The sequence below is a fragment of the Methylobacterium sp. M6A4_1b genome, from assembly GCF_053345175.1.
This window is the reverse complement of the sequence record NZ_JBKEZQ010000024.1, coordinates 22,275-44,999: the sequence shown is the minus strand read 5'-3', so window position 1 is coordinate 44,999 and position 22,725 is coordinate 22,275. Positions and strand designations below refer to the sequence as shown.

Here is a 22,725-nt window from a genome sequence, read left to right as displayed (position 1 = left end):
GAGCCGGATCCGGCGGTCCGGACGGGGCACCGGACAACGGGACATGGAACAACGGGACATGGGACAGCGGGACATGGGACAGCGGGGCGGCCCGAGCGCGGACGCGCGCGCGGCGCTGGGCGAAACCGGCGATGGGGATACCGTCAGGTCCGTTTTCCGCGACGGATCATGTCTGCGTCCACGCTGCCCGGACCGGACCGCTCGCGGTGTCGGGCTTCGACTCGCCGATGAAGACGACCACCGGGCCGTGATCGGCCCGCCGCGGATCGTAGAAGTCGAGCAGGGCGGGGTAGCGGCGCTGGAAGAGGTCCGGGTGCAGGCCCTCCCGGCGCAGCAGGTGGTCGATGACGACCTGATCCCCGTGGACGGCGTTCGGCACCGGTCCGCAGGCGCCGGGCGCCATCCAGCGCTCGGGCTCGGCCGCGAAGGCGTCGTAGAGGAAGTCCAGCGTCCCGCCGGGCCATCGCAGCAGGGCGCTGGAGACGCGGCCCTTGTGGAAGTAGTCCTCCATGGCGGCGAGGCCCGGCTCGGCCAGGGCATCGGCCGGCCCGGTCAGGACGGTGTCGAGGTCGCAGAGCAGCGTCGGCCCGGTTGTGAGCCCGGGGCGGAAGGCCTCCATCTTCGCCCACCAGGCCGGCCAGTCGTGCCGGAGCGGCACCCGTTCGACGCCGGCCACCGCGAGGGGAAGATCCGTGAGGCAGAGGATCCGGTCGAAGGCCGGGGCGTGGCGGCGCACGCCCCGGGCGAGGCGCTCGACCCAGGTCGCGTCGTAGCGGCCGCCGCTCTTCAGGACGGTGACGAGCGTGGTCATCGGATGCAGGCGCTCCCGCCCGGAGCGGTCGCGGATGACGGGCGACACGGATGGAGCCGCAGCCGCCCGTCCGCCTCGGCCTGCCGGAACCAGGCGCGCTCGGCCGCCCAGGGATGGCCGGGCCAGCCGTCGAAGCCGAAGCCATGCGCCTCGACCGGGCCGTGCCCGAGGGGACCGCCGAGGAGGAACGCCAGCGTCACCAGGAAGCCGGTGCTCGGGTTGGGCCGCCCGGCCGTGCCGGGGGCGAGACGCTGCCGCGCCGCCTCGTGAAGGCCCTCCGGCAGGATGTGGATGGGTCTGCCGAGGGGCGCCAGCCGCGCCACCGCTTCGCGGGTCCAGCACACCTGCTCGGGCCGGTTGTGCGCGGCCGGCAGCCTCGGAAAGGGCAGGATGAACGTGTCCGCCTGCCGGACCACCGGGCGATCGAGGAAGCGCGGATCGGCGAGCCATTCGCGCATCTGCCCGCCGCGATTGACCAGGGCGAGGTGGGTGACCCGGGAGCCGGCGCGGCCCCCGAAACCCGGCGCGTTGTTGAAGCGCACGACGCGGGGCGCCCCGTCGATCGCGGCGGCGGCATCGAGTCCCGGGGCGTTGCCGACGATGGCGACGGGGCCGGAAGCGGGGACGGACGGATCGAGCATGCGCGGAGAGTCGACCTCGGCGTTCGGTTGCGGCAGGGATTCGCGGAGCCGCGGAGGTATGGCGCCGGGCCGGCGCGGCAAGGGCTCGGCGCGGCAAGGGTCCTGCGCGGCAAGGGCCCTGTGGTCGAAGGGGGAGGCCCGCAATGAGGGAGAGAGGCCGGGACCGATGATGCGACGATGCTTCGTCTGTGCGGCCGACATGCTCGGGCCGAGCGCCCGGCGCCTGATCTACCCGGACGGGCGGGACCGGGCGTTTCCGATCGCCTGCGGGTCCTGCGGCCTCCTGCTGGAGGTGGAGGCCGATCCGACGGAATGCCGCGCGCACCTGGCCGGACGTCTCGCCGGCCCGGTCTTCGGCCCCGACCCGGACGCGCCCTATGGCCTCGATCTCTACACCCTCCGCAGCGCTGCGACCGGCCACGCCCGCGGTATCCGGCCCTGGGACGAGGCCGGGCGCACGGCGCTGCGCCGGCCCCACGACCGGTGCGCCGCGCGCGCAGACCTCTACGCGCTCGACCTCGCGGCGGGGCCGCCCGTCTCCCTCGGCCTGCTCTGCCGCCCGGAGGCCCTGGCCGCCGTCCTCGCGGCCCTGGCGATCCATGGGGCCTGGACCGACGACATCGTGGTCCTCCTCGACGCGCCGGCACGGCCGGCACGGGCGGTGGAGGCCGCCGGATGTCCGCCGGGCTCCGTGCGGGTGGGCGCCCGGCCCCTGGGGCAGGACTTCGCCGCCCAGCGCAACGCCCTCCAGGACCTCGCCCGCCATCCCTGGATGCTGCAGCTCGACGCCGACGAGACCCTGGCCGCCGAGGCCGGGCGGCGCCTGCCGGCGCTGGCGGCCCTGGCCGAGGCGGGGGACGTCCTCTCGATCGGATTGGCGCGCCGGAACCGCGTCGACGGCCGCCTCTCGGACGTCTACCCAGACGTGCAGTACCGGCTGAACCGGCGCGCCGTGCGCTATGCCGGCCGCGTGCACGAGCGGCCCGTGCTCGACGGCGGCTGGCCGCGCAGCCTCATCGCCCTGCACGGGGCGATCGAGCACCATCTCGGCCGCGCCCATGTCCTGGCGCGCTCCCGGCGCTACGAGCGCCTCGCGCCCGGGCAGGGCCGCCCCGAGGAGGAAGCCGCGCTGCTGCGCCCCTACCGGGACTGAGACGGCGGGCGCGCACGGCGCCCCGGGCCGGGCCGGGCCGCCGCGATGGCCCGGGCGTAGAGAGCGAGGGTTTCGCGCGCCAGGATCGTCCGGGTGAAGCGGCCGGACGCCGCCAGCGCCCGACCCCGGTAGAGATCGCGCAGAGCCGGGTCGGCGAGGAGCGGGCGCAGGGCCTCCGCCAGGGCGGCGCCGGTGGCCTCCCGTGCCAGGGGACCCGCCTCCGGCGCGCCCACGAAGGCCCGGGCGCTCGCGTCCTGCGCGCAGGCCACCAGCGGCCGGCCATAGGCGAGGGCCTCCTGGTAGACGAGGCCGAAGCTCTCGTAGCGCGAGGGGGCGAGCACCGCGTGGGCCTCCGCATAGGCCTGCGCCAGCGCCCCGGCCGGGACCCGCCCCCGGGCGCGGATGCGGGCCCGCGCCGCCGCGGGCACATCGTCCGGCAGATCCTCCGGGGACACCCCGACGAGGTCCAGCCGGAAGGCCGGGATCGCGCGCCGCTCCGCCTCGTCGGCCAGGATCGCGACCGCGCCGAGGAGTGCGTCGAAGCCCTTGCGCGCCTCCGCCCGGCCCACGAAGAGCAGGCGCACGGGCTCCGTTTCGCCCGGATAGGGGGCACCCCGCGCCGTCGCGACGATCTCCGGCGGGAGACTGAGGCCGATCACCGCCTCGGGCTGGCGCCCGGACAGGCCGTAGCGTCGGGCGATCACCGCCCCGTGCGCCTCGGTGTTGGCGATGAGCCCGGCGCTGCCCCGGGCCTGGGCGCGCTCCAGGGCATCGGCGGCCGTGCCGTCGAGGCGGTCGCGCAGGGTGGCGGGGGCGTCGCGCGTGAAGGCGGCGGGCGTCGAGCTCCGGGTCACCAGCGGAAGGTCCGGGCGCCCGGCCAGCAGGGCGGCGGGGGCGTACCAGTTCGTGGCTTCCGCGATGTCGAACGGCCGGTCGGCGTGGGCCGCCAGCACGGCGCGCCGGAACGCGAGCGGTGCGGCGAGGTGCCCGGCCGCGCCCCAGCGGCGCAGACGCGCCAGCCCGCCGCCGGGCGGCAGGGCGAAGCCCGCCACCGTGACGCCGCCGCGGCGCTCGCGGCCGGTCCGGTCGAGGCTGAAGACCGTGACGTCGGCGCCCGCCTCGGCGAGGCTCTCGGCGATCTCGCGGGCCGCGGTCGAGAGACCGCTCGGGGCCGGAGGGTAGTCCCAGGCGAGGAGGGCGACGCGCATCAGGCGGCCAGCAGGCGCCGGTACAGGGCGAGGTAATCGGCCGCCATGCGGTCTGCGGTGAAGCGCGCCTCGAAGCGCCGGCGGATGCGGGCGCGATCGAGCGTCGCGATCCGCCCCAACGCCGCCACCGCTTCCCCCTCGGAGGAGACGACGAACCCGGTGACGCCCTCCTCGACGATCTCCGGCACGGAGCCCCGGTTCCAGGCCACCACCGGCGTGCCGCAGGCCATCGCCTCGATCATCACCAGACCGAAGGGTTCCGGCCAGTCGATGGGAAACAGCAGCGCCCGTGCGCTCCCGAGGAGCTCCGCCTTCCGGGCATCGTCCACAGGTCCGAGATAGGTCGCGTCGTCGCCCAGGAGCGGGCGCACCGCGCGCGCGAAGTAATCGGGGTTGCCGACGTCGATCGTGCCGCCGAGCCGGATCGGCAGGCCGGCGGCGCGCGCCACCCGGATCGCGACGTCGGGCCGCTTCTGGTCGGTCATCCGGCCCACGAAAGCGACGTGCGCGTCGGGCTCGGGCCGCAGCGCGTAGCGGTCCCGCGCGATCCCGTGATGCACGATCCCGGCCCGGTTGGCCGGCGGGATGCCGGCCGCCTGCGCCGCCGAGATCGCCGCGACCGGCAGGTCGGGGAAGCCCGCGAAGAACAGCGCCCGGTCGAGCTCGTCCACCCGCCAATGCACGGTCGTCAGGCTGTGGCGCCGACGGGCGCCGAGGAGCGCCGCATGGGCGAACTCCCCGTGGCAATGCACGATGTCGAACCGGTCGAGCCGGCCCCGCAGGGCCTCCGACTGCAGGGCGTCCAGGGCCGCCGGGACGCCGGGCGCGACCGGCCCGTGGCGTCGTTCCAAAGCAGCGAGGCTCGGATGATCGCCGATGCGAGGCAAGTCTGTCGCACTGTCGGAGGGGGCGAACAGTGTTACTTCCACGCCCAAATTATGCAGCGCCATGCTGAGGTCGTGTATGACCCGCTCCGTGCCGCCGTGATGCTCTGGGGGAACGGGGAAAATGTTTGGTGCGACTTGGGCGACACGAATCACGGATTACACCTCGACTTTAACATACATCTATCTGATCGTTCCTGATCCGCTGGCTGCCTGATGTTTGTCCTGCACGTCGCTCTGCAAGGCTGCCTGCGCGGTGGCGGAGTCGTGTTCGGTCTCACCGCCGATACGGGCGGGCACATCCGCTATCTGCTCGATCTGGTGGCGGCCTCGTCCCAGGATGCGGGGATCGATCGGATCGTGATGGCGACCCGCCTGTTCAGCGGTGCCCCCGGCCCGGACTACGCCGTGCCCGAAGAGCGGATCTCCGACAAGGTCACGCTCGTGCGGCTCGCCAGCGCGTCGCCGCAATACCGCTCCAAGGAGGAGATGCACGCGGAGGTCGTCAGCTTCGCGCGCAGCCTCATGGCCTGGATCGCCGCGCAGCCGCGCGCGCCCGACCTGATCCATGCCCATTACGCCGACGCGGCGTCCGTGGCGGCGATCGTCGAGGCCGCCTGCGGGATCCCCTTCGTGTTCACCGCCCATTCCCTCGGGCGGGTCAAGGCGTCGATGCTGGGGTCGGGGGCGGGGGACGACCCGGACCTCCTGCGCCGGATCGGCGCCGAGGAGGACGCGCTGGCCCGCGCGAGCCTGGTCATCGCCTCCTCCCGCGACGAGGCCGAGGTGCAATATGCCGGGTATGGGGCCTACGATCCCGGGCGCATCCGCGTCCTGCCGCCGGGCAGCGACCTCGCCCGTTTCGCGGCGGCCGAGACCCGGCCGCAGGTCGATGCCACCATCGACCGGTTCCTGCACGATCCGCGCAAGCCGGTGCTGCTGGCCCTCGCCCGCCCGGTGGCCCGCAAGAACCTCGGCGCCCTGGTGCGGGCCTATGGCGAGAGCCCGGCCCTGCAGGCGCGGGCCAACCTCGTCCTGATGGCCGGAACCCGCCAGGACATCGACGCCCTCGACGGCGACATGGCCGGCACCATGCGGGAGATCCTGGTGCTGATCGACCGCTACGACCTGTACGGGCGCGTGGCCTACCCCAAGACCCACGGGCCGGAGGACGTGCCGGCGCTCTACGCCTATGCCCGCGCGCGGGGCGGGCTCTTCGTCAATCCCGCCCTCAACGAGCCCTTCGGCCTGACCCTCCTGGAGGCGTCCGCCGCCGGACTCCCGCTGGTGGCCACCGACAGCGGCGGCCCCAACGACATCGTGGAGACCTGCGGCAACGGGCTCCTCGTCGATCCGCGCACCCCCGACGCCATCGCGGCGGCCTGCCTGCGCATCCTGGACGATCCCGAGCTCTATGCCGCGTGCGTGGCGGGGGGCGCCCGCGCGGCGGCGGCCTACGACTGGGACCGGCACGCCGCCCGTTACCACGACCTGCTGCGCAAGCTGCTCGCCCCCGAGCCGCCCCTGGCGGACCCGCGACAGCTTCTCGTCTGCGACATCGACAATACGCTCGTGGGCTGCGAGGCGGCGCTCGGGATCTTCCGGCGCTGGCGCAGCCGGCAGGCGGGCCTCGCCTTCGGGGTCGCCACCGGCCGCTCGTTCCACAGCGCCATGGCGATCCTGGAGCAGCAGGCGAGCCCGCGTCCGCAGGTGATGATCACCTCGGTGGGGTCGGAGATCTATCACCTCGATTCCAACGGCGTGACCTACACGACCGATGCGGCCTGGCGCGCCACCGTCTCGGCCGGCTGGGACCGGGCGGGCATGCGCGCGGCGCTGTCCGGGCTCGACGGCCTCGTGCCCCAGGGCCCCCTGGAGCAGCGCGGACACAAGCTCAGCTATTTCGGGGATGCGGCGACCGCCCAGAGGGTCCGGGCGGGCCTCGCGCGGGCGGGCCTCTCCGCCAACGTGATCCACAGCCACGGCCTCTACCTCGACGTCCTGCCGGAGACGGCCTCGAAGGGCACGGCGGTGGCCCATGTCCGGGCGCTCTACGGCCTGCCGGAGCGGGCCGTGTTCGTGGCGGGCGACTCGGGCAACGACGTCGAGATGCTGCGCGCCCAGGCGCAGGCGATCATCGTGGCCAACTTCTCCGACGATCTCGCCAGCAACGCCGCCCTGCAGCATTCCTACGTGGCCCGGGCCTCGCACGCCCGCGGCATCATCGAGGGCGTCGGCTATTTCCGCCGGATGCTGGCCGATGCCGGCTGATCCGTCCTCCGGCCCTCGCCCCGGTCCATGCGCGAGCGTGCTCACCCTGGTGCGCGGCCGGGCCGACCGCCTGCGCAACCTCATGGCCGGGCTGGCGCGCCAGTCCGCGCGCCCGCACGAGCTGGTGATCGCCTGGATGCAGCCGGACCGCGTGTCCGACCTGCCGGACCCGGGCTGCCCGGTGCGCCATCGCCATGTGGCGGGGGAGCCGATGCCCCTCGCCGCCGCCCGCAACCGCGCGGCCGAGGCCGCCACGGGCGATCTCCTGGTCTTCCTCGACGTGGATTGCATCCCGTCCCCGACCGTGGTCGCGGCCTATCGGCGGGCGGCGGCGCAGACCGACGGCCTGTTCCTCGGCGAGGTCCTGTACCTGCCGCCGGGGCTGAGCCCGGAAGCGGCCACGGACGAAGCGGCGCTCGCCCGGCTCGGCCGCGCCCATCCGGCGCGCCCCGCGATCCCGCCGGAGGGCCTGCGCCGGGAGGCCGATCCCGGCCAGCTCTGGGGATTGTCCTTCGCGCTGCCCGCCCGGTCCTGGCACGCCGTCGGCGGCATGGACGAGGCCTATCGCGGCTATGGCGGCGAGGAGACGGACCTCGCCGCGCGCCTCGCGGCCTCGGGGCTGCCGACCCACTGGGTCGGGGGCGCCCGCGCCTACCACCAGCACCATCCCGTCCACGTGCCGCCGCTGCAGCACTTCGACGCCATCCTCGCCAACGCCGCCCGCTTCCGGGCCACGCATGGGCGCTGGTGCATGACCTACTGGCTCGGCCAGTTCCGGACCGCAGGCCTGATCGCCTGGGACGACGACGCCCCCGCGATCCGGGTCCTGCGCCGGCCCTCCGCGTCCGAGACCGCCGCCGCCCTGAAGCCCGACGCCCTGTTCTCCTGACGGATCGCGAAACCGACAGCCATGAAGAAACCCATCGCGTTCTTCGTCCATCACCAGGGACGGGGCCACGCCAACCGCACGATGGCGGTGGCGGCCGCGTTCGCCCAGGACCGGCCCGTCTCCGTGCTCACCGCGGGCCCGCGGCTCTTCGACGGGTTCGCCCGCGACATCGAGATCGTGCCGCTGCCCGACATGATCGGCGCCGCGGTGCCGACGCCGCGTCTCCACGCGGAGCCGACGCCCCGGGTCATGCACTGCGTGCCCCTCGGCCTCGCCCCGATGCGCCGGACCATGCGGCGCATCCTCGACCATCTCGACGAGCGCGACGTCGGCCTGTTCGTGGTCGACGTCTCGGCGGAGATCGCGCTGCTGGCCCGCATCGCCAGCGTGCCGGCGGTGCAGATCCGGATGCATGGCGACCGCACCGACATCGGCCATGTGGGCGCCTACGAGGCCTGCGTCGGCATGCTGGCGCCCTTCGACGCGCGCATGGAGCAGGACGACTACCCGGCCGCCCTGCGGGCCAAGACCTTCTACAGCGGCGGCCTCTGCACCAGCGTCGACCGGGTGCCGGATCGGGCCGAGGCCCGTGACAGGCTCGGCCTCGACCAGGACCGCGAGATCGTCGTGGCGGTGACCGGCGGCGGGGGCAGCGGCACGCCCTACGCCCCCCTGACGGTGGCCGCCCGGGCCGCCCCGGAGGCCCTGTGGCTGACCCTGGGGCCGACCCATCGCGAGGGCCACGAGACCGATTTCTCCAACCTGCGCGAACTCGGCTGGGTGCCCTCGGTGACCGACTACCTCGCCGCCGCCGACATCGTGGTGGCCTCCGCCGGCGACAACACGATCCACGAGGTCGCCCGCGTCGGCGGACGCCTGATCGTGATGCCCGAATGGCGCTATTTCGGCGAGCAGACCCGCAAGGCCGAGGCCCTGGTCCGGCTCGGGGCCGCCGTCCAGGCGCCCGTCTGGCCCGGCGACCTCCAGGGCTGGCGCGACCTCCTCGCCCGCGCCCGCGCCCTCGACACCGCCCCGCTGCGCGGCCTCTACGCGCCGGACGCCGCCGCCCGCGCCGCCGGCTGGCTCGAGGGCCTCACCGACGAACTCTGGCACGGGGCGGCGGAGCCCGCCGGCCAACCGGTCGCCGTCGCCGGCTGACCGCCCCCTCCCCCCGTCCCGTCGCCCCGGAGCCAGACCGCCCATGTCCACCGTTTCCGTCGTCACCCTGGCCAAGGGACGGCCGGCGCATCTGCGCAACGTGCTCCTCGGCCTGGAGCGCCAGACGCAGAGGCCGACCGAGTTCATCGTCGCGGTGATGCAGGACGCGCCCTACGACCTGCCCGAGGTCGGCTTCCCGGTCCGCCAGATCCCGGTGACGGGCACCGAGCTGCCCCTGGCGGCCGCCCGCAACCGCGGGGTCGCGGAGGCGGCCGGCGCGGCGATCGTCTTCCTCGACGTCGACTGCATCCCGGCCCCCGGCCTCGTGGCCGATTACGCGCGCGGCCTCGCCGAACTCGACGGCCTGCTGATGGGCGAGGTCCTCCACCTGCCCGAGCGCGCCACGGCCGGCGACTGGGCCTGCGAGGGCTTCGCGGCCGTGGCCGAGCGCCATTCCGACCGCCGGGGCCCCCCGGCCTCCGGTCTGGAGATCTGCCCGGATTACCGCTGCTTCTGGTCCCTGAACTTCGCCATCCGGCGGGCCACCTTCCTGGCCACGGGCGGCTTCGACGAGCGCTACACCGGCTATGGCGGCGAGGACACGGATTTCGGCAAGGTCCTCGATCAGCGGGGGATTCCCATCGCCTGGATGAAGGGCGGGCTCGCCTATCATCAGTACCACGCGCACCACATGCCGCCGGTCCACCACCTCGACAGCGTCGTGCGCAACGCCGAGCTGTTCGAGGCCAAGTGGGGCTACCGGACGATGGGCCACTGGCTCCATGCCTTCAAGGTGATGGGGCTGATCGACGACACCCCCGACCGGCCCATCCGCATCCTGCGCCGCCCCGAGGCCGGCGACTTCGCGCTGACCGGCCAGCAGAGCCACCAGCCCTACAGCAATTCGGCCTCCGTCATCCGCTTCCTCGAGGCGCGGGGCACCGCGGCGGCGACCGCGTGAGGATCGCGCTCCTCGCCCATCTGCGCCATCCGGTGGCGCGGCCCTTCGCGGGCGGCATGGAGGCCCATGCCTTCGCCCTGGCCGACGGGCTGATGGCGCGGGGACACGACGTCGTCCTGTTCGCCGCCGGGGACAGCGACCCGCGCTTCTCCATCGACCCGGTGATCCCGGTCCACCACGAGCGCCGCTTCCCCGGGCTCGAACACCGGGGCGATGCCGGCCTCGTCGCCCATGTGGATGCCGGATACGCCGCCGCCTGCGACCGGATCGCGGCCGGCGGCTTCGACGTGCTGCACAACAATGCCCTGAGCCGCCTGCCCCTGGAGCACCGGCGTCTCGCGGCGGTGCCCACCGTCACGTCGCTGCACGTCCCGCCCTACGACGCCCTGCGCTGGTTCGTGACGGACAGCCTCGTGCCCGGCCACCGGATCACCGTGACCTCGGAGGCCCAGCGCCGGACCTGGTGGCCCGAGGGCGCGCCGCCGGCGGTGTCGGTGCTCCACAACGGCGTCGATCCCGCGGCCTGGCCCTTTCGGGACCGGGGCGACGGCGGCGCCGTCTGGTCCGGGCGCATCGCGCCGATCAAGGGTCCGCATCACGCCGTCGCGGCCGCCCGGCGGGCCGGTCTCCCCCTGACCCTCTTCGGCCCGATCGAGGACCGGGACTACTGGGAGACGCGGATCGCCCCGGAGCTCGGCGGATCGATCCGCTACGGCGGCCACCTCTCCGGCGCGGCCCTGGCGGGCGAGATCGGCCGCGCCTCCGTCTTCCTGTTCACGCCCTGCTGGGACGAGCCCTTCGGCCTCGTGGCCATCGAGGCCATGGCCTGCGGGGTGCCGGTGGCGGGTCTCGCCATGGGAGCGGCCGCCGAGATCGTCGGCGAGGCCGGACATCTCGTCCCGCCCGACGACGGCCCCGCCCTGGCCCGGGCGATCGGCGACGCCCTCGCCATCCCGCGGACCATCCCGCACGCACGCGTGCTGCGCCTCTTCACCCGCGACCTCTGGCTCGCGCGCTGCGAAGCCCTCTACGGGCTGGCGCAGCGGGACGCCCGGGGCTGAAGGCCCGACGCGCGCCCGATCCCGGACGCGAGCCCCCCCCCTGTCTCGCGAGCCGCCCCCGAGGAGCCAGCCGCCGATGAGCCAGCCCAGGACGAACCGTCGCGCCATCGTCGACGCGCTCTGGCACGGCCGGGATCCGTTCGCGCGCCCGCCCGACAGCCTGCGCCCCCGTGATCTCCAGGGCTGGCGCAGCCTCCATCCCTTCCTCGACGGGGCCGTCGCGGAGTTCCGCCCGAGCGTGATCGTGGAGATCGGTGCCTGGAAGGGGGCCAGCACCCTGCACCTGGCCCGGAGCCTGGCGGCGCACGGCGTCGACGGGACCGTCATCGCGGTGGACACCTGGCTCGGGGCCGTCGACCACTGGGCCGATGCGGACCTGTTCGGCGAACTCGCCATGGAGAACGGGTATCCCAGCCTGTACCGCACCTTCCTGGCCAACGTGCTGCGGGAAGGGCTCGCCGACCGGGTCGTGCCCCTTCCGCTGGATTCGGTGAATGCCGCCGAACTGATGCGCCTGCGCGGCCTCACCGCCGACGTCATCCATCTCGATGCCGGTCACGAGGAGGCCTCCGTGGCGGCGGATCTCCGGGCATGGTGGCCGGTCCTGCGTCCCGGCGGCCTCCTGATCGCCGACGATTACGATAGCCTGGGCGGCCGCTTCCCCGGCGTGACCCGCGCGGTCGACGCGTTCTGCGCCTCGGAACGGGTGCGAGGCCCCTGGGCGCAGGGCGGAAAATGCAAGGTCCTCAAGCCGCTCTGAGCCCTCGACGCGAAGCTCGTGGGAGGGCCGCCTCGTCGGGCCGGGGGCTCGGCTCAGGCGTCGACCTTCGGCGCGTCCCCGTGGGCCGCCCGCAGGCTCGCCGCCATGGCCTGGACCTTCGCCCCCGGATCGTCGGGCTGGATCACGCCGGCCGACATCACCAGCTTGGCCGCGTCGTCGACGCTCATGGCGATCTCCACGATGTCGGCGCGGGGCAGGTAGAAGAAGAACCCGGTGGTCGGGTTGGGCGCGCAGGGCAGGAACACGCCGACATGGTCGCCCCCCGGCGCCAGAGCGTTCTGCACGTCGGGCGCGGCCGGCGCCGACAGGAACACCACCGACCAGGTGCCCTTCACGGGGAATTCCACGAGGCCGACGGTGCGGAACGAGGTGCCGTTGGCGGAGAACAGCGTCTCGAAGATCTGGCGCAGGCCCTTGTAGAGCCCCGAGATCACCGGCGTGCGGGCGAGCAGCACCTCGCCGAACTCGACGACGCTGCGCCCGACGAGGTTGGCGGTGAGGAAGCCCAGCAGGGTCACCGCCACGAAGGCGATGAGGAGCCCGAGGCCCGGAATCGAGAAGGGCAGGTAATGGTCGGGCAGGTAGCTCGCCGGCACCAGCGGCTTCACCCAGCCGTCGATGAGGCTGATGAACCACCAGGTCAGGTAGATCGTGATGGCCAGCGGCCCCGACACGATGATGCCGGTGAGGAAGTAGGTCCGCAGGCGGCCCCGCGCGCTCACCCGGGGGCGGGCGCCGGCCTCGGGCTCGGGTGGGGGAAGCGTCGGGGGAAGGGTGGGCGCCACGGGATCGCACTCTCGGCCGGGGGACGGCGTCTCGGAACGCCCCTTGTCTGAACGCCCCTGCCCCGCGCGGGGCGCGGAGCCGGGGTTCCGGCAAGCTTGGCCCCGCGCCAAGAGGTAGCCCCTGCGCTCCCGCGGCTCAAGACCGCGTCCGCGCGCCGGGCGACGGGCCGCGTTGCGGCGGCGGCCTCCGCGGGCCTATGGAGGGGCGCATGACCGAGAAGCTGACGATTCGCGCCCTGTGCGACCTGGGCCTCATTCCCGCGACCGAGGTGGCGGCGGCCGTCGACGCCTACATGGCCGACCCGATGGCGCCGCCCTTCGTGTTCGGGGCGGGCTACCGGCTCAACCTCGGCAAGGCGATCCGCCGCCATCCCGGCGCCAACGACTTCGTCCTGCGCAGCGCCGCCGGCCCGCAGCTGAAGCGCCCCTTCGTCGAGGCGGCGATCTGGGAGGCGCGGCCCGACCGGGGCTGAGCCGCCCGAGATCTCCGCTGTCCGAGATTTTCTTCGCCCGAGATCTCCGCCGCTCAGCCGCCCAGCATGGTGGCGAGGACCTGCCGGGCGCGCGCCAGGTCGGCGCGGGCCTCGGCCTCGGCGGCCTCCGCCTGCGCCAGCCGGTGGACGGCGTGCATCAGGGGCGAGCCGCGGGTCAGGGCGGCCAGCGCCGCGACCGAAGCGGGATCGACCGACGCGAGGTGGCCGACCTCCCCGAGGAGCAGGGCGATGCGGTGCTCGCACTGTTCCTGCGCGACGCCCTCCGGGCAGGTGCACGTGAAACGCACGCCACGGGCGGTCTTCGTCGCTTCCATCCGGTAGGTGCCGTCGCCCTCGGGGCTCGACACGGAGAAGATCAGCGAGGTCATCGGCGCTCCTGTTCGCGCTGCGGCTCCGCAGGACAGCGGGTGTCCGGCGCCCCTTCTACGACGGCTTCGGTCTCGACACACCCACTTGTCATGCCCCGCCCCGGGGACCACATCACGTCTTCTGGAACATAACAGGAACGCGGCCCTGGGGGCGCGGCCTGGGGCCGGCCCGGGCGGCCGGCCTTCGACGGGAAGGCCCGATGAGAACGGCGGACAAGCAGATCGCGGACATCCTGGTCCGCTACGGCGAACCCTTCGGCGGCAATGTCTGGCGGGTGCAGGGCACGGCGGTGATCTACCACCGGACCCTGGAGCGCATCGCCGCCCAGGCCGGCATCGCCTTCGACCCGCCGACCCTGGTGCGGGCCGAGCGCGACGAGGCCGTGATCCTGGTCACCGGCCGGATGGCAGGGGCGAAGGCCGGGACCGAGCGGGTCGAGTGGTCGATCGGCGAGGCCCTGGTGAACGTGAACTACCGGGTCTCGGGCAAGCAGGCCGGCTACGTCTACGCCATGGCCGAGAAGCGCGCCAAGGACCGGGTCATCCTCAAGCTCCTGGAACTGCACGGGCTCGTCTATTCCGAGGAGGAGGCGGACGCGTTCCGGGCCGAATCCCCGGCCGCGATCCAGGCCGTCGACGACGCCTTCGCGGATCCCGACCCGTTCGACGAGGTGACCGAGGCCGAGGCCGACCTGAAGCGCCGCATCGACGCGCAGGACAGCATCGACGCCGTCACCGACCTGATGCTCGACGCCGAGACCCAGCAGGTTCTCGCCCGGATGCCGCCGGGCACCCGCGACGAGGTCCGCGACTATGCCCGCGCCCGCCTCGTCGCCCTGGGCTGGCCTCCTAAAAAACCCGGCCGCCGCGCGGCCTGAACCAAGAAACCGGGCCGCCGCGCGGCCTGATCGTCAGGCGGGGCCGGTGGCGTGAACAGGATGATCCGCCCGGGAGATCTCGAACCGCAGGCCCGCGCGGCGTCTCGCGGCCGGGAGCCCGGCGACACGCTCGCGGGCACGATCGAGCGCGTCACCTTCCACAACGCCGAGACCGGCTTCTGCGTGCTCAAGGTCCAGGCGGTGGGCCGGCGCGAGCTCGTGCCGGTGGTGGGGCACGCCCCGGCGATCGCGGCCGGCGAGTGGATCGCCGCCGCGGGCCGGTGGACCAGCGACCGCCAGCACGGGCTGCAGTTCCGGGCCGAGACCCTGCGGGTGACGCCGCCGACGGGCCGCGAGGGCATCGCGCGCTACCTCGCCTCCGGGCCGATGCGCGGCATCGGCCCGGCCATGGCGGAGCGCATCGTGGCCCGGTTCGGCGCGGACACCTTCTCGGTCATCGAGGCCGAGCCCGGCCGCCTGACCGAGGTGGAGGGAATCGGCCCCAGGCGCGCCGCCCGCATCCTGCGCGGCTGGGCCGAGCAGACGCTGGTGCGGGAGATCATGGTCTTCCTGCACGCCCACGGGGTCGGCACCGCCCGGGCCGTGCGCATCTTCCGGACCTACGGGCGCGACGCCATTGCGGTCATGAGGCAAGACCCCTACCGGCTCGCCCGCGACGTCCGCGGCATCGGCTTTCGCACCGCCGACGCCATCGCGATGCGGCTCGGCATGGCCCGCGAGGCGCCCCAGCGCCTGCGCGCCGGGGTCACCTTCGCCCTCCAGACCGCCACGGACGAGGGCCATTGCGCCCTGCCGACCGAGCGCCTCGTGGCCCTGGCCCGGCGCCTGCTGGAGGTCGAGCCCGACCTGATCCGCCTCGCCATCGCCCTGGAGCTGCGCGGCGCGGACGTGGTGGCGGACACGATCGAACGGGAGACCTGCCTGTTCCTGAAGGGCCTGCACGGGGCCGAGCGCGCCATCGCCGAGCGCCTGCTCGACCGCCGCGACGGGGCTCCGCCCTGGCCCGCCATCGACCCCGCCCGGGCGATCCCCTGGGTCGAGGCCCGCACGGGCCGGACCCTGTCGCCCTCGCAGGGCGCCGCCATCGGCACCCTGCTCGCCGCCCGGCTCTGCGTCCTCACCGGCGGCCCCGGCGTCGGCAAGACCAGCACGCTGGATTCCCTCCTGCGCATCCTCGTCGCCAAGGGCGTGCGCGTGCTGCTGGCCGCCCCCACCGGCCGGGCCGCCAAGCGCATGACCGAGCAGACCGGCCTGCCCGCCCGGACCCTCCATCGGCTGCTGGAGGTCGACCCGGCCCGGGGCGGCTTCACCCGCGACGCCGGCAACCCGCTCGACTGCGACCTCCTCGTCGTCGACGAGGCCTCGATGATCGACGTGCCGCTGATGAACGCGCTCCTGAAGGCGGTGCCGGAGCGGGCGGCCCTGCTCCTCGTGGGCGACGTCGACCAGCTGCCCTCCGTGGGGCCGGGCCAGGTCCTGGCCGACCTCATCGCCTCGGAGCGCATCCCGGTCGCCCGCCTCACCGAGGTGTTCCGGCAGGCCGCGGCGAGCCGGATCGTCGTCAACGCCCACCGCATCAACCGGGGCCTGATGCCGGAGGCGCTGCCTCCGGTGCAGGAGGCGGTGCAGCAGGCGCTGCGGGAGGGCGCATCCGCGGACGCGGCGGCGGATTTCTACTGGATCGCGGTGGACGATCCCGAGATCGGCCTCGCCCGGCTGATCGAGGTGGTGACCCGGCGCATCCCCGCCCGCTTCGGCCTCGACCCCCTGCGCGACGTCCAGGTGCTGACGCCGATGCTGCGCGGGGTGCTGGGCAGCCGCAACCTGAACCACGAGCTCCAGCGCGTGCTGAACCCGCCCCCGGAGACGGCGGTGGAGCGCTTCGGCTGGCGCTTCTCACCCGGCGACCGGGTGATGGAGACGCAGAACGACTACGACCGCGACGTCTGCAACGGCGATCTCGGGCGGGTCGTGCGCCTCGATGCCGCGGATCAGGCGGTGATCGTGTCCTTCGAGGGGCGCGAGGTCGCCTATCCGTACGGCGAGCTCGACACCCTCGTGCCGGCCTTCGCCACCACCATCCACAAGAGCCAGGGCTCCGAGTACCCGGCCGTGGTGATCCCGATCGTGAACCAGCACTTCACCATGCTGGCGCGCAACCTGCTCTACACGGCGGTGACCCGGGGCAAGCAGCTGGTGGTGCTCGTCGGCCAGCCCCGGGCGATCCGGACGGCCGTGTCCGGAAGCCGCCAGGCCCGGCGCTGGACCAAGCTCGGCCAGTGGCTGCGCGAGCGCGGCTAGGGACAGGATCGGCCCCGCGACGCCCGAGCGCGGGACGCCCGCCGGCAAGCTTTGCCGCGGGGCCGCGTCAGAACGCGCGGGGCTGGAATCTTGATGAGAACAAAAGAAGAACTTATATCGGCTCGACGACGTTGCACGATCCGGCCGCGAAGTCCGGACGACAGGCCCCGGCGACGCTCCCGACAGGGAAATCCCGGGCATCGGAGGCCCGGCCATGACCGTCCCGCGTGATCCCCGACCCCGTTACCGGTTCCACTGCACCGACGGCCACGTGGCCATCATCGACCCGAGCGGCCTCGCCCTCGCCGACCCGACCCAGATCCGCTTCCATGCCGTGGAGGTGGCCCTGCACGCCATGGAGCGGGTCGGGGCCGGGCTCGACTGGTCGGACTGGATCGTCGACGTCCACGACGCGCAGGGCCGGCGCGTCCTCCTCCTCGCCTTCCGCGAGATCCTGCCGCTGGCGCGGGCGGCCTGAGACCGCGGGCGGCGTTCACGGCGGGGCGGCGTTCGCGGCGGGGTTTTCGACACGAGACGCGAACGAGGACGGAACCATGCGAGGCATCATGACGAAGGGCACGTCGAAGCGGGGCGCCTATACGATCGAGACCCTGTCCTACAGCAGCACCCGCCTCGTCCGGCTCGGCGGCCGGAAGGTGGCGATCCTGTTCCCGCCGCTCGATCCGGGCGGCCCCTACCAGCTCTATCCCCATCCCGACACCTTCCGGAGCCTGACCTTCGCGGGCCTTCCCGCCCCCCTGCGGCCGGAATTCATGGCCTTCGACGGCCTGGGCGCGGTGGAGGCCTTCCTCGGCATCCGCGCCGCCGCCCCGGCGCCGGAGACCCTGCCGCTGGCGGCCTGAATCCGGGGTGGAACGGGAGGCGGGCCTCTCCGATCGGCCGGGCGTCCTCGTCGGTTGGGTGTCCTCGGCCTCGAGGGCGAGCAGGCGTCCGGTCGCTGTCGCGCAGGATCGGCGCGGACTCGGCGCGCCCTGCTTGAGGGCATCGAGGCTGCATCGGAAAATCCCCGGGATATCCGCGGCGACCGATCGGTCGAAGGCGCCGCCGGCTCTCGGTCAGACCCGCCCTCGCCCCGAGCGTGCGCCCGCGTCTCGGCCCCCGGCTGTGGATTGCGTGTCGCACCGCGAATTTCTTCGCGCCGGTGGGGATTAAACGCCGTGCGGGCGAAACGGTCGCGGAGCAGTTCCAATTTGGAATAAGTAAAAAACATATAGCTTGCAGATGAATTATGGATTCTGCCAAGACGTTCGTGTGCCTCGAATAGTAATGCAATTTCCGTCCGCGGCAGTGCCTTCGTAAACTCGTTGGAATGGTCTTTGGCTGTGAACCGTTTTGCGTCGAATGAGAGTGCCTGTGTCGTCACCAAAGCAGCGCAACGCTGTCTCATGGCGACGCTCCTATCCGGCGTTGCTGCTGTCGGGTTCGCGGTCCGGGATGCGCGGGCACAGGCGGCCGTCGAGACCGTGACCCTCGATACCCTGTCGGTGGAAGGCGCCGGCGCGGGCCGGAACGCCTCGGGCAACCAGCCCGGCGGCGCGGTCGGACCCGTGCGCGGCTACGTGGCCACCCAGAGCCGGGTCGCCACCAAGACCGACACGCCGATCCTGGAGACGGCGCAGTCGATCTCGGTGATCGGCCGCCAGCAGATCGAGGACCAGAACGCGCTCACCCTGAACCAGGCCCTGCGCTATACGCCGAGCGTGACCACCGAGCAGCGCGGCGGCTCGGGCGCGACGCGGACCGATCAGTTCTTCATTCGCGGCTTCACCGCCCCGCTGTTCCTCGACGGCCTCTCGCTGCCGGGCAGCCGCGACGCCGCGCCGTCCGTCGACCCCTACCGCCTGGAGCGCGTGGACGTCATCAAGGGACCCGCCTCGGTGCTCTACGGGCAGTCGGGCCCGGGCGGGATCGTCAACTTCGTCTCCAAGATGCCGCGCTTCGTCCAGCACGGGGAGATCTTCGTCCAGGGCGGCGGCTTCAACGAGGTGCGCGGCGGCTTCGATATCGGCGGCCCTCTGGCCGCCGAGGCGGGACCCCTCGCGGACCAGTTCGCCTACCGGGTCGTCGGCCTCGGCTGGAAGGGCGACGGCCCGGCCGTGACCACAGAGGTCGAGCGCGTCCTGATCAATCCGAGCCTGACCTGGCGGCCCTCCGCCGACACCTCGCTCACCGTCATCGGCAACTACCAGCGCGATCCGTACTCGGGCTTCTACGGAGGCTTTCCCGCCGTCGGCACGCTGTTCCCGCGCAACTTCGGCGGCGGCCTCACCGGTCGCCTGCCGGTGGACTTCTACGACGGCGACCGCAACTTCGAGCGCTCGGACCGGACTCAGGCCTCGATCAGCTACATCTTCGACCACGATTTCAACGAGTCCCTGCACTTCCACTCGGCGGCGCGCTACCTGCGCACCGAGGGCGATTACCGCAGCGTCTACGGCGCCTTCAACGACAGCACCGGCCCCTTCGCCAGCGGCCCGCTCATCGACCGCTCGCGCATCACGACCCGGGTCGGGATCGACGCCTACACCATCGACAACAATCTCGTGGGCAAGTTCGAGACCGGCCTCTTCGCCCACACCGCGCTGGTCGGCGTCGATTACCGCAGCTTCGAGACCCGCACCCTGTCCTCGGCCTTCCCGGCGGCGCCCAGCCTCAACGTGCTGGCGCCCAATTACAGCCTGTCCATCCCGACGCCGCCCTTCACCACGGATGCGCGCATCACGGCGGAGCAGACCGGCGTGTACTTTCAGGACCAGGTGAAGTTCGACCGCCTCGTCCTCACCCTCGGCGGCCGCTACGACTGGGCCCGGACCTCGGGGCCGACCCGGAACCTCGCCACGAACGGCGTGACGAACCAGGACGTGCCCTCGGAAGCCTTCACCGGCCGGGCCAGCCTGCTCTACCTCTTCGACAACGGCTTCGCGCCCTACGTCTCCTACAGCGAGGCCTTCGAGCCGATCACCGCCGGGCGGATCTTCGACGCCAATTTCGGCTCGATCGGGCGCATCCCCGATCCGGTCACCAGCGACCAGTTCGAGGCCGGCATCAAGTACCAGCCGCCCGGCACCGACATCCTGCTCACCGCCGCCGCCTTCGACATCCGCCGCTCGAACGCCACGAATCCCGACCCGGTCAACCGCGGCAGCTTCGTGGTGCAGACCGGCGCGGTCGGCGTGCAGGGCCTGGAATTCGAGGCGCGGGCCACCCTGGCGGAAGGCCTGAACGTCATCGGCGGCGTCTCGGTCATCGACGCGCGGATCGCCACCGACATCACCTCGACGCTCAACCAGGTCACCAACCAGCAGGTGCCGCTGCTCGGACGGGTGCCGGTCCAGATCCCGGACACGACGATCTCCCTGTTCGCCGATTACCGCTTCACCAGCGGTCCCCTGCTGGGCCTCGGCCTCGGCGGCGGCGTGCGCTATCTCGGCTCCTCCTGGGGCGATCCGGCCAACACCTTCAAGGTTCCGGAGAGCGTCCTCGTGGACGCGGTGCTGTCCTACGACCTGAAGAACCTCGACGCGACGCTCAACGGCTTCACGATGCAGGTCAACGCGCAGAACCTTCTCGACGCGCGCACCGTCACGGGCTGCTTCAGCTACTCGAACTGCTATTACGGCCTGCCCCGCACCGTCTACGCCACCCTGCGCTACCGCTGGTAGCGCGGCGCGCCGGCGCCGCGCCGGCCTTCCGGAGGACGCATGGGAACGAGCTTCCGCCAGGCCATGGCCTGGCTCCACACCTGGTCCGGCCTCGTCGTCGGCTGGATCCTGCTGGCGGTCTTCGTCACCGGGACGGCGAGCTACTACCGGGCCGACATCTCGCGCTGGATGCGGCCCGAGCTCCGCCAGGTCGAGGCGCTCTCCCCCGACGAAACGGCGCGGGCGGCCGAGCTCGCCGTCGCCCACCTGCAGCAGCACGCGGGCGGGGCGCGGACCTGGTTCATCGGCCTGCCGACGCCCGACAGCCCGGTCGTCGACCTGTTCTGGCGGACCAGGCCGGGCACCCCGCCGGGGCAGGCCCGCCTCGACCCGGCGACCGGCGCGCCGGCCGCGATCCGCGACACGAAGGGCGGCGACTTCCTCTACCGCTTCCACTTCGAGCTCCACATGCCCCCGCTCTGGGGCCGCTGGATCGTGGGCCTCTGCGCCATGATCATGCTGGTGGCGCTGATCTCCGGCATCGTCACGCACCGGCGGATCTTCGCCGATTTCTTCACCCTGCGGCGGGACAAGGCGCCCCAGCGCGGCTGGCTCGACGCGCACAACGTCACCGGCGTGCTGGCGCTGCCCTTCCACCTGATGATCACCTACACGGGCATCGTCACCCTGAGCGTGATGTACATGCCCTGGGGCATCACCACGGCCTACCGGGGCGAGGCGCAGACCTTCTTCGCCGAGAGCGGCCAGATCCCGGCACCCCGCCCGCCCGCCGGGCAGCCCGGCACCCTGGCGCCCATCGGCCCGATGGTGCGCGAGGCCATGGCGCGGGTGTCCGAGCCCCTGGAGCGGCTGTCGATCGCAAACCCGCGGGACGCGCATGCCGTGGTGACGGCGGTGTTCGAGGAGCCGCACGGGCTCTCGCACGAGCACCCGCAGATCGCCTTCGACGGGGCGACGGGCGCGGTGCGGGAGGTCCGCCAGGGCGGCCTCAAGCCGGCGACCCGGACCTTCACCACCCTGGTCGGCCTGCACGAGGCGCATTTCGCCGGACCGGCCCTGCGCATCCTGTTCTTCCTGTGCGGGCTGATGGGCTCGGCCATGGTGGCGACCGGCCTCGTGCTCTGGTCGGTGGCGCGCCTGCCCCGGCCGGGCGAGCGGGGCTTCCTCGGCCTGCGCCTCGTCCAGGCCCTGAACATCGGCGCCGTCGCCGGGCTCCCGGCGGCGATCGCGGCCTACTTCCTCGCCAACCGCCTCCTGCCCCCCACCCTGTCCGGCCGGGCCGACTGGGAGATCGGCGCCTTCTTCGCCACCTGGCTCCTGGTCACGCTCGCGGCCCTGGCCGGCCCGTCGCGCCGGGCCTGGGGGGCGGCGCTGACCGCGACGGCCGGCCTCTATCTCGCGGTCCTGGCCGCCGACCTCGCCCTGGTCGATCACCGCTGGGCCGGGCTGCCGGCCGGGGAGGCGCGCTTCGTGTGGTTCGACGCGACCCTCCTCGCCCTGGCGGGCCTGTTCGCCTTCGCGGCGCGCAAGCTCGCCCGCTATGCCGGCCCGCGGCGGGCGGCCCGGCAAGCGCCGGTCCAAGGTCCCGTGCCTGCCCCCGCGACGCAGCGCCCGGGCCTCGGCGCCCTCGCGTCGACGGGACCGAGGGCCCGCTGAGGCTCCGGCGCCGCGGCGAAGAATGCGGAGCAACCAACCGGCCCGCCGGTCGTTTCCAGGGTCCTTCAACGACATCCGAAAACGGACGACCCGCCATGATGCACCGCCTCGCCGCCGCCGCCGGCCTCCTCGCGATGAGCTCCGGCCTCGCGCTGGCCCAGTCGCCCGCCGCCAAGCCCGACACGGCCAAGCCAGACACGGCCAAGACGGATACGGCCAAGTCCGAGAAGGACATGAAGGAGTATCAGGTCGCCGCCGCCAGCAAGATCACCCTCGCCCAGGCGCTGACCACCGCCGAGCAGCAGGGCGAGAAGGGCCGCGCCATCGACGCCGACTTCGAGAAGGCCGACGCGAAGAACCCGAACCACTACAGCATCAAGGTCGTGTACCCCGACGGCAAGCTGGTCGAGTACGGCATCAACGCCGACAGCGGCGCCCTCTACAAGACCGAGAACCAGCCGATCGAGCGCTACTTCACCCGCCTGAAGCCGGCCGATTTCCAGAAGGCCACCACCTCGCTCAAGGACGCCCTGAAGATCGCCGAGCAGAAGGCCGGCGGCGGCAAGGCCTACGAGGCCGAGGTCGAGCGCGAGGGCTCCTCGGTCGAGTACAAGATCAAGGTGGCGCTCGCCGACCGCGAGCAGAAGGTCAAGGTCGGCCCCGACGGCAAGGTCGTCGACTGACGTGACCGGGGGAGGCCGGCGCGGACGCCGGCCTCCCC

The 22,725-nt window shown here is 73.1% G+C and carries 21 protein-coding genes; 15 read left to right on the top strand and 6 right to left on the bottom strand.

Annotated elements, in window-relative coordinates:
* Nucleotides 1-166 precede the first annotated feature (166 nt).
* Together ACLBWX_RS18770 and ACLBWX_RS18765 are read right to left on the bottom strand one after the other, a co-directional pair.
* Nucleotides 167-811, bottom strand: coding sequence for a hypothetical protein (locus ACLBWX_RS18770; RefSeq protein WP_447678511.1), 645 nt, complete (start codon nt 809-811; stop codon nt 167-169).
* On the bottom strand, nt 808-1,452 hold the full coding sequence (locus ACLBWX_RS18765) for a hypothetical protein (RefSeq protein ID WP_447678510.1): 645 nt from the start codon (nt 1,450-1,452) through the stop codon (nt 808-810). The genes ACLBWX_RS18770 and ACLBWX_RS18765 overlap by 4 nt, the downstream gene beginning before the upstream one ends.
* 169 nt (nt 1,453-1,621) lie before the next feature.
* Here ACLBWX_RS18765 and ACLBWX_RS18760 point away from each other — a divergent pair, with 169 nt between their 5' ends.
* Entirely contained in the window at nt 1,622-2,605 is a 984-nt protein-coding gene (locus ACLBWX_RS18760) for a hypothetical protein (RefSeq protein WP_447678525.1), read from the top strand.
* Here the strand turns inward: ACLBWX_RS18760 and ACLBWX_RS18755 are convergent.
* Entirely contained in the window at nt 2,593-3,813 is a 1,221-nt protein-coding gene (locus ACLBWX_RS18755; RefSeq protein WP_447678509.1) for a glycosyltransferase family 4 protein, read from the bottom strand. The genes ACLBWX_RS18760 and ACLBWX_RS18755 overlap by 13 nt on opposite strands.
* Nucleotides 3,813-4,853, bottom strand: a complete 1,041-nt coding sequence (locus ACLBWX_RS18750) for a glycosyltransferase family 4 protein (protein ID WP_447678508.1) — start codon at nt 4,851-4,853, stop codon at nt 3,813-3,815. The genes ACLBWX_RS18755 and ACLBWX_RS18750 overlap by 1 nt, the downstream gene beginning before the upstream one ends.
* 60 nt (nt 4,854-4,913) lie before the next feature.
* Between ACLBWX_RS18750 and ACLBWX_RS18745 the strand changes: the two genes are divergently transcribed.
* The 6 genes from ACLBWX_RS18745 (at nt 4,914) to ACLBWX_RS18720 (ending at nt 11,797) form a co-directional block, all read left to right on the top strand.
* Nucleotides 4,914-6,968, top strand: coding sequence for an HAD-IIB family hydrolase (locus tag ACLBWX_RS18745; protein ID WP_447678507.1), 2,055 nt, complete (start codon nt 4,914-4,916; stop codon nt 6,966-6,968).
* Nucleotides 6,958-7,857 (top strand): glycosyltransferase family 2 protein, encoded by a 900-nt coding sequence (locus ACLBWX_RS18740; RefSeq protein ID WP_447678506.1) that lies wholly within the window; start codon nt 6,958-6,960, stop codon nt 7,855-7,857. Before ACLBWX_RS18745 ends, ACLBWX_RS18740 begins: the two co-directional genes overlap by 11 nt.
* A 21-nt stretch (nt 7,858-7,878) precedes the next feature.
* Complete coding sequence (locus tag ACLBWX_RS18735; protein WP_447678505.1) at nt 7,879-9,015, top strand: glycosyltransferase; 1,137 nt, start codon at nt 7,879-7,881, stop codon at nt 9,013-9,015.
* Between the two features lie 43 nt (nt 9,016-9,058).
* Complete coding sequence (locus ACLBWX_RS18730; protein WP_447678504.1) at nt 9,059-9,976, top strand: glycosyltransferase family 2 protein; 918 nt, start codon at nt 9,059-9,061, stop codon at nt 9,974-9,976.
* A complete protein-coding gene (locus ACLBWX_RS18725; RefSeq protein WP_447678503.1) occupies nt 9,973-11,037 on the top strand; it encodes a glycosyltransferase in 1,065 nt (354 codons plus the stop codon). The genes ACLBWX_RS18730 and ACLBWX_RS18725 overlap by 4 nt, the downstream gene beginning before the upstream one ends.
* A gap of 76 nt (nt 11,038-11,113) precedes the next feature.
* Entirely contained in the window at nt 11,114-11,797 is a 684-nt protein-coding gene (locus tag ACLBWX_RS18720; protein ID WP_447678502.1) for a class I SAM-dependent methyltransferase, read from the top strand.
* A 53-nt stretch (nt 11,798-11,850) separates the two neighbouring features.
* On the opposite strand, the gene ACLBWX_RS18715 is transcribed toward ACLBWX_RS18720, so the two are convergent.
* Nucleotides 11,851-12,603 (bottom strand): DUF502 domain-containing protein, encoded by a 753-nt coding sequence (locus tag ACLBWX_RS18715; protein ID WP_447678501.1) that lies wholly within the window; start codon nt 12,601-12,603, stop codon nt 11,851-11,853.
* A gap of 209 nt (nt 12,604-12,812) precedes the next feature.
* Here ACLBWX_RS18715 and ACLBWX_RS18710 point away from each other — a divergent pair, with 209 nt between their 5' ends.
* Entirely contained in the window at nt 12,813-13,076 is a 264-nt protein-coding gene (locus ACLBWX_RS18710) for a hypothetical protein (RefSeq protein ID WP_447678500.1), read from the top strand.
* Nucleotides 13,077-13,129: 53 nt separating this feature from the next.
* Here the strand turns inward: ACLBWX_RS18710 and ACLBWX_RS18705 are convergent, their stop codons facing one another.
* On the bottom strand, nt 13,130-13,465 hold the full coding sequence (locus ACLBWX_RS18705) for a hypothetical protein (RefSeq protein WP_447678499.1): 336 nt from the start codon (nt 13,463-13,465) through the stop codon (nt 13,130-13,132).
* Between the two features lie 200 nt (nt 13,466-13,665).
* On the opposite strand from ACLBWX_RS18705, the gene ACLBWX_RS18700 reads away from it, so the two are divergent.
* From ACLBWX_RS18700 to ACLBWX_RS18670, 7 genes are all read left to right on the top strand, one after another.
* Complete coding sequence (locus ACLBWX_RS18700) at nt 13,666-14,343, top strand: trna delta -isopentenylpyrophosphate transferase (protein ID WP_447678498.1); 678 nt, start codon at nt 13,666-13,668, stop codon at nt 14,341-14,343.
* 60 nt (nt 14,344-14,403) lie between these two features.
* Complete coding sequence (recD2, locus tag ACLBWX_RS18695; RefSeq protein ID WP_447678497.1) at nt 14,404-16,665, top strand: SF1B family DNA helicase RecD2; 2,262 nt, start codon at nt 14,404-14,406, stop codon at nt 16,663-16,665.
* Nucleotides 16,666-16,879: 214 nt separating this feature from the next.
* Nucleotides 16,880-17,143, top strand: coding sequence for a DUF6894 family protein (locus ACLBWX_RS18690; protein ID WP_447678496.1), 264 nt, complete (start codon nt 16,880-16,882; stop codon nt 17,141-17,143).
* A gap of 88 nt (nt 17,144-17,231) precedes the next feature.
* Nucleotides 17,232-17,528 (top strand): hypothetical protein, encoded by a 297-nt coding sequence (locus ACLBWX_RS18685; protein ID WP_447678495.1) that lies wholly within the window; start codon nt 17,232-17,234, stop codon nt 17,526-17,528.
* A gap of 543 nt (nt 17,529-18,071) precedes the next feature.
* The gene (locus ACLBWX_RS18680) at nt 18,072-20,348 is read left to right on the top strand and encodes a TonB-dependent siderophore receptor (RefSeq protein ID WP_447678494.1); all 2,277 of its coding nucleotides are present in this window, start codon (nt 18,072-18,074) and stop codon (nt 20,346-20,348) included.
* Between the two features lie 39 nt (nt 20,349-20,387).
* The gene (locus ACLBWX_RS18675) at nt 20,388-22,004 is read left to right on the top strand and encodes a PepSY-associated TM helix domain-containing protein (protein ID WP_447678493.1); all 1,617 of its coding nucleotides are present in this window, start codon (nt 20,388-20,390) and stop codon (nt 22,002-22,004) included.
* A 95-nt stretch (nt 22,005-22,099) separates the two neighbouring features.
* Complete coding sequence (locus ACLBWX_RS18670; RefSeq protein ID WP_447678492.1) at nt 22,100-22,687, top strand: PepSY domain-containing protein; 588 nt, start codon at nt 22,100-22,102, stop codon at nt 22,685-22,687.
* Nucleotides 22,688-22,725: the final 38 nt, after the last annotated feature.

Coding starts and splice junctions, on each gene's coding strand:
- ACLBWX_RS18770 (WP_447678511.1), bottom strand. CDS start 811: ATGACCACGCTCGTCACCGTCCTGAAGAGCGGCGGCCGCTACGACGCG.
- ACLBWX_RS18765 (WP_447678510.1), bottom strand. CDS start 1,452: ATGCTCGATCCGTCCGTCCCCGCTTCCGGCCCCGTCGCCATCGTCGGC.
- ACLBWX_RS18760 (WP_447678525.1), top strand. CDS start 1,622: ATGCGACGATGCTTCGTCTGTGCGGCCGACATGCTCGGGCCGAGCGCC.
- ACLBWX_RS18755 (WP_447678509.1), bottom strand. CDS start 3,813: ATGCGCGTCGCCCTCCTCGCCTGGGACTACCCTCCGGCCCCGAGCGGT.
- ACLBWX_RS18745 (WP_447678507.1), top strand. CDS start 4,914: ATGTTTGTCCTGCACGTCGCTCTGCAAGGCTGCCTGCGCGGTGGCGGA.
- ACLBWX_RS18740 (WP_447678506.1), top strand. CDS start 6,958: ATGCCGGCTGATCCGTCCTCCGGCCCTCGCCCCGGTCCATGCGCGAGC.
- ACLBWX_RS18735 (WP_447678505.1), top strand. CDS start 7,879: ATGAAGAAACCCATCGCGTTCTTCGTCCATCACCAGGGACGGGGCCAC.
- ACLBWX_RS18730 (WP_447678504.1), top strand. CDS start 9,059: ATGTCCACCGTTTCCGTCGTCACCCTGGCCAAGGGACGGCCGGCGCAT.
- ACLBWX_RS18720 (WP_447678502.1), top strand. CDS start 11,114: ATGAGCCAGCCCAGGACGAACCGTCGCGCCATCGTCGACGCGCTCTGG.
- ACLBWX_RS18710 (WP_447678500.1), top strand. CDS start 12,813: ATGACCGAGAAGCTGACGATTCGCGCCCTGTGCGACCTGGGCCTCATT.
- ACLBWX_RS18705 (WP_447678499.1), bottom strand. CDS start 13,465: ATGACCTCGCTGATCTTCTCCGTGTCGAGCCCCGAGGGCGACGGCACC.
- ACLBWX_RS18700 (WP_447678498.1), top strand. CDS start 13,666: ATGAGAACGGCGGACAAGCAGATCGCGGACATCCTGGTCCGCTACGGC.
- recD2 (WP_447678497.1), top strand. CDS start 14,404: ATGATCCGCCCGGGAGATCTCGAACCGCAGGCCCGCGCGGCGTCTCGC.
- ACLBWX_RS18690 (WP_447678496.1), top strand. CDS start 16,880: ATGACCGTCCCGCGTGATCCCCGACCCCGTTACCGGTTCCACTGCACC.
- ACLBWX_RS18685 (WP_447678495.1), top strand. CDS start 17,232: ATGACGAAGGGCACGTCGAAGCGGGGCGCCTATACGATCGAGACCCTG.
- ACLBWX_RS18680 (WP_447678494.1), top strand. CDS start 18,072: ATGGCGACGCTCCTATCCGGCGTTGCTGCTGTCGGGTTCGCGGTCCGG.
- ACLBWX_RS18675 (WP_447678493.1), top strand. CDS start 20,388: ATGGGAACGAGCTTCCGCCAGGCCATGGCCTGGCTCCACACCTGGTCC.
- ACLBWX_RS18670 (WP_447678492.1), top strand. CDS start 22,100: ATGATGCACCGCCTCGCCGCCGCCGCCGGCCTCCTCGCGATGAGCTCC.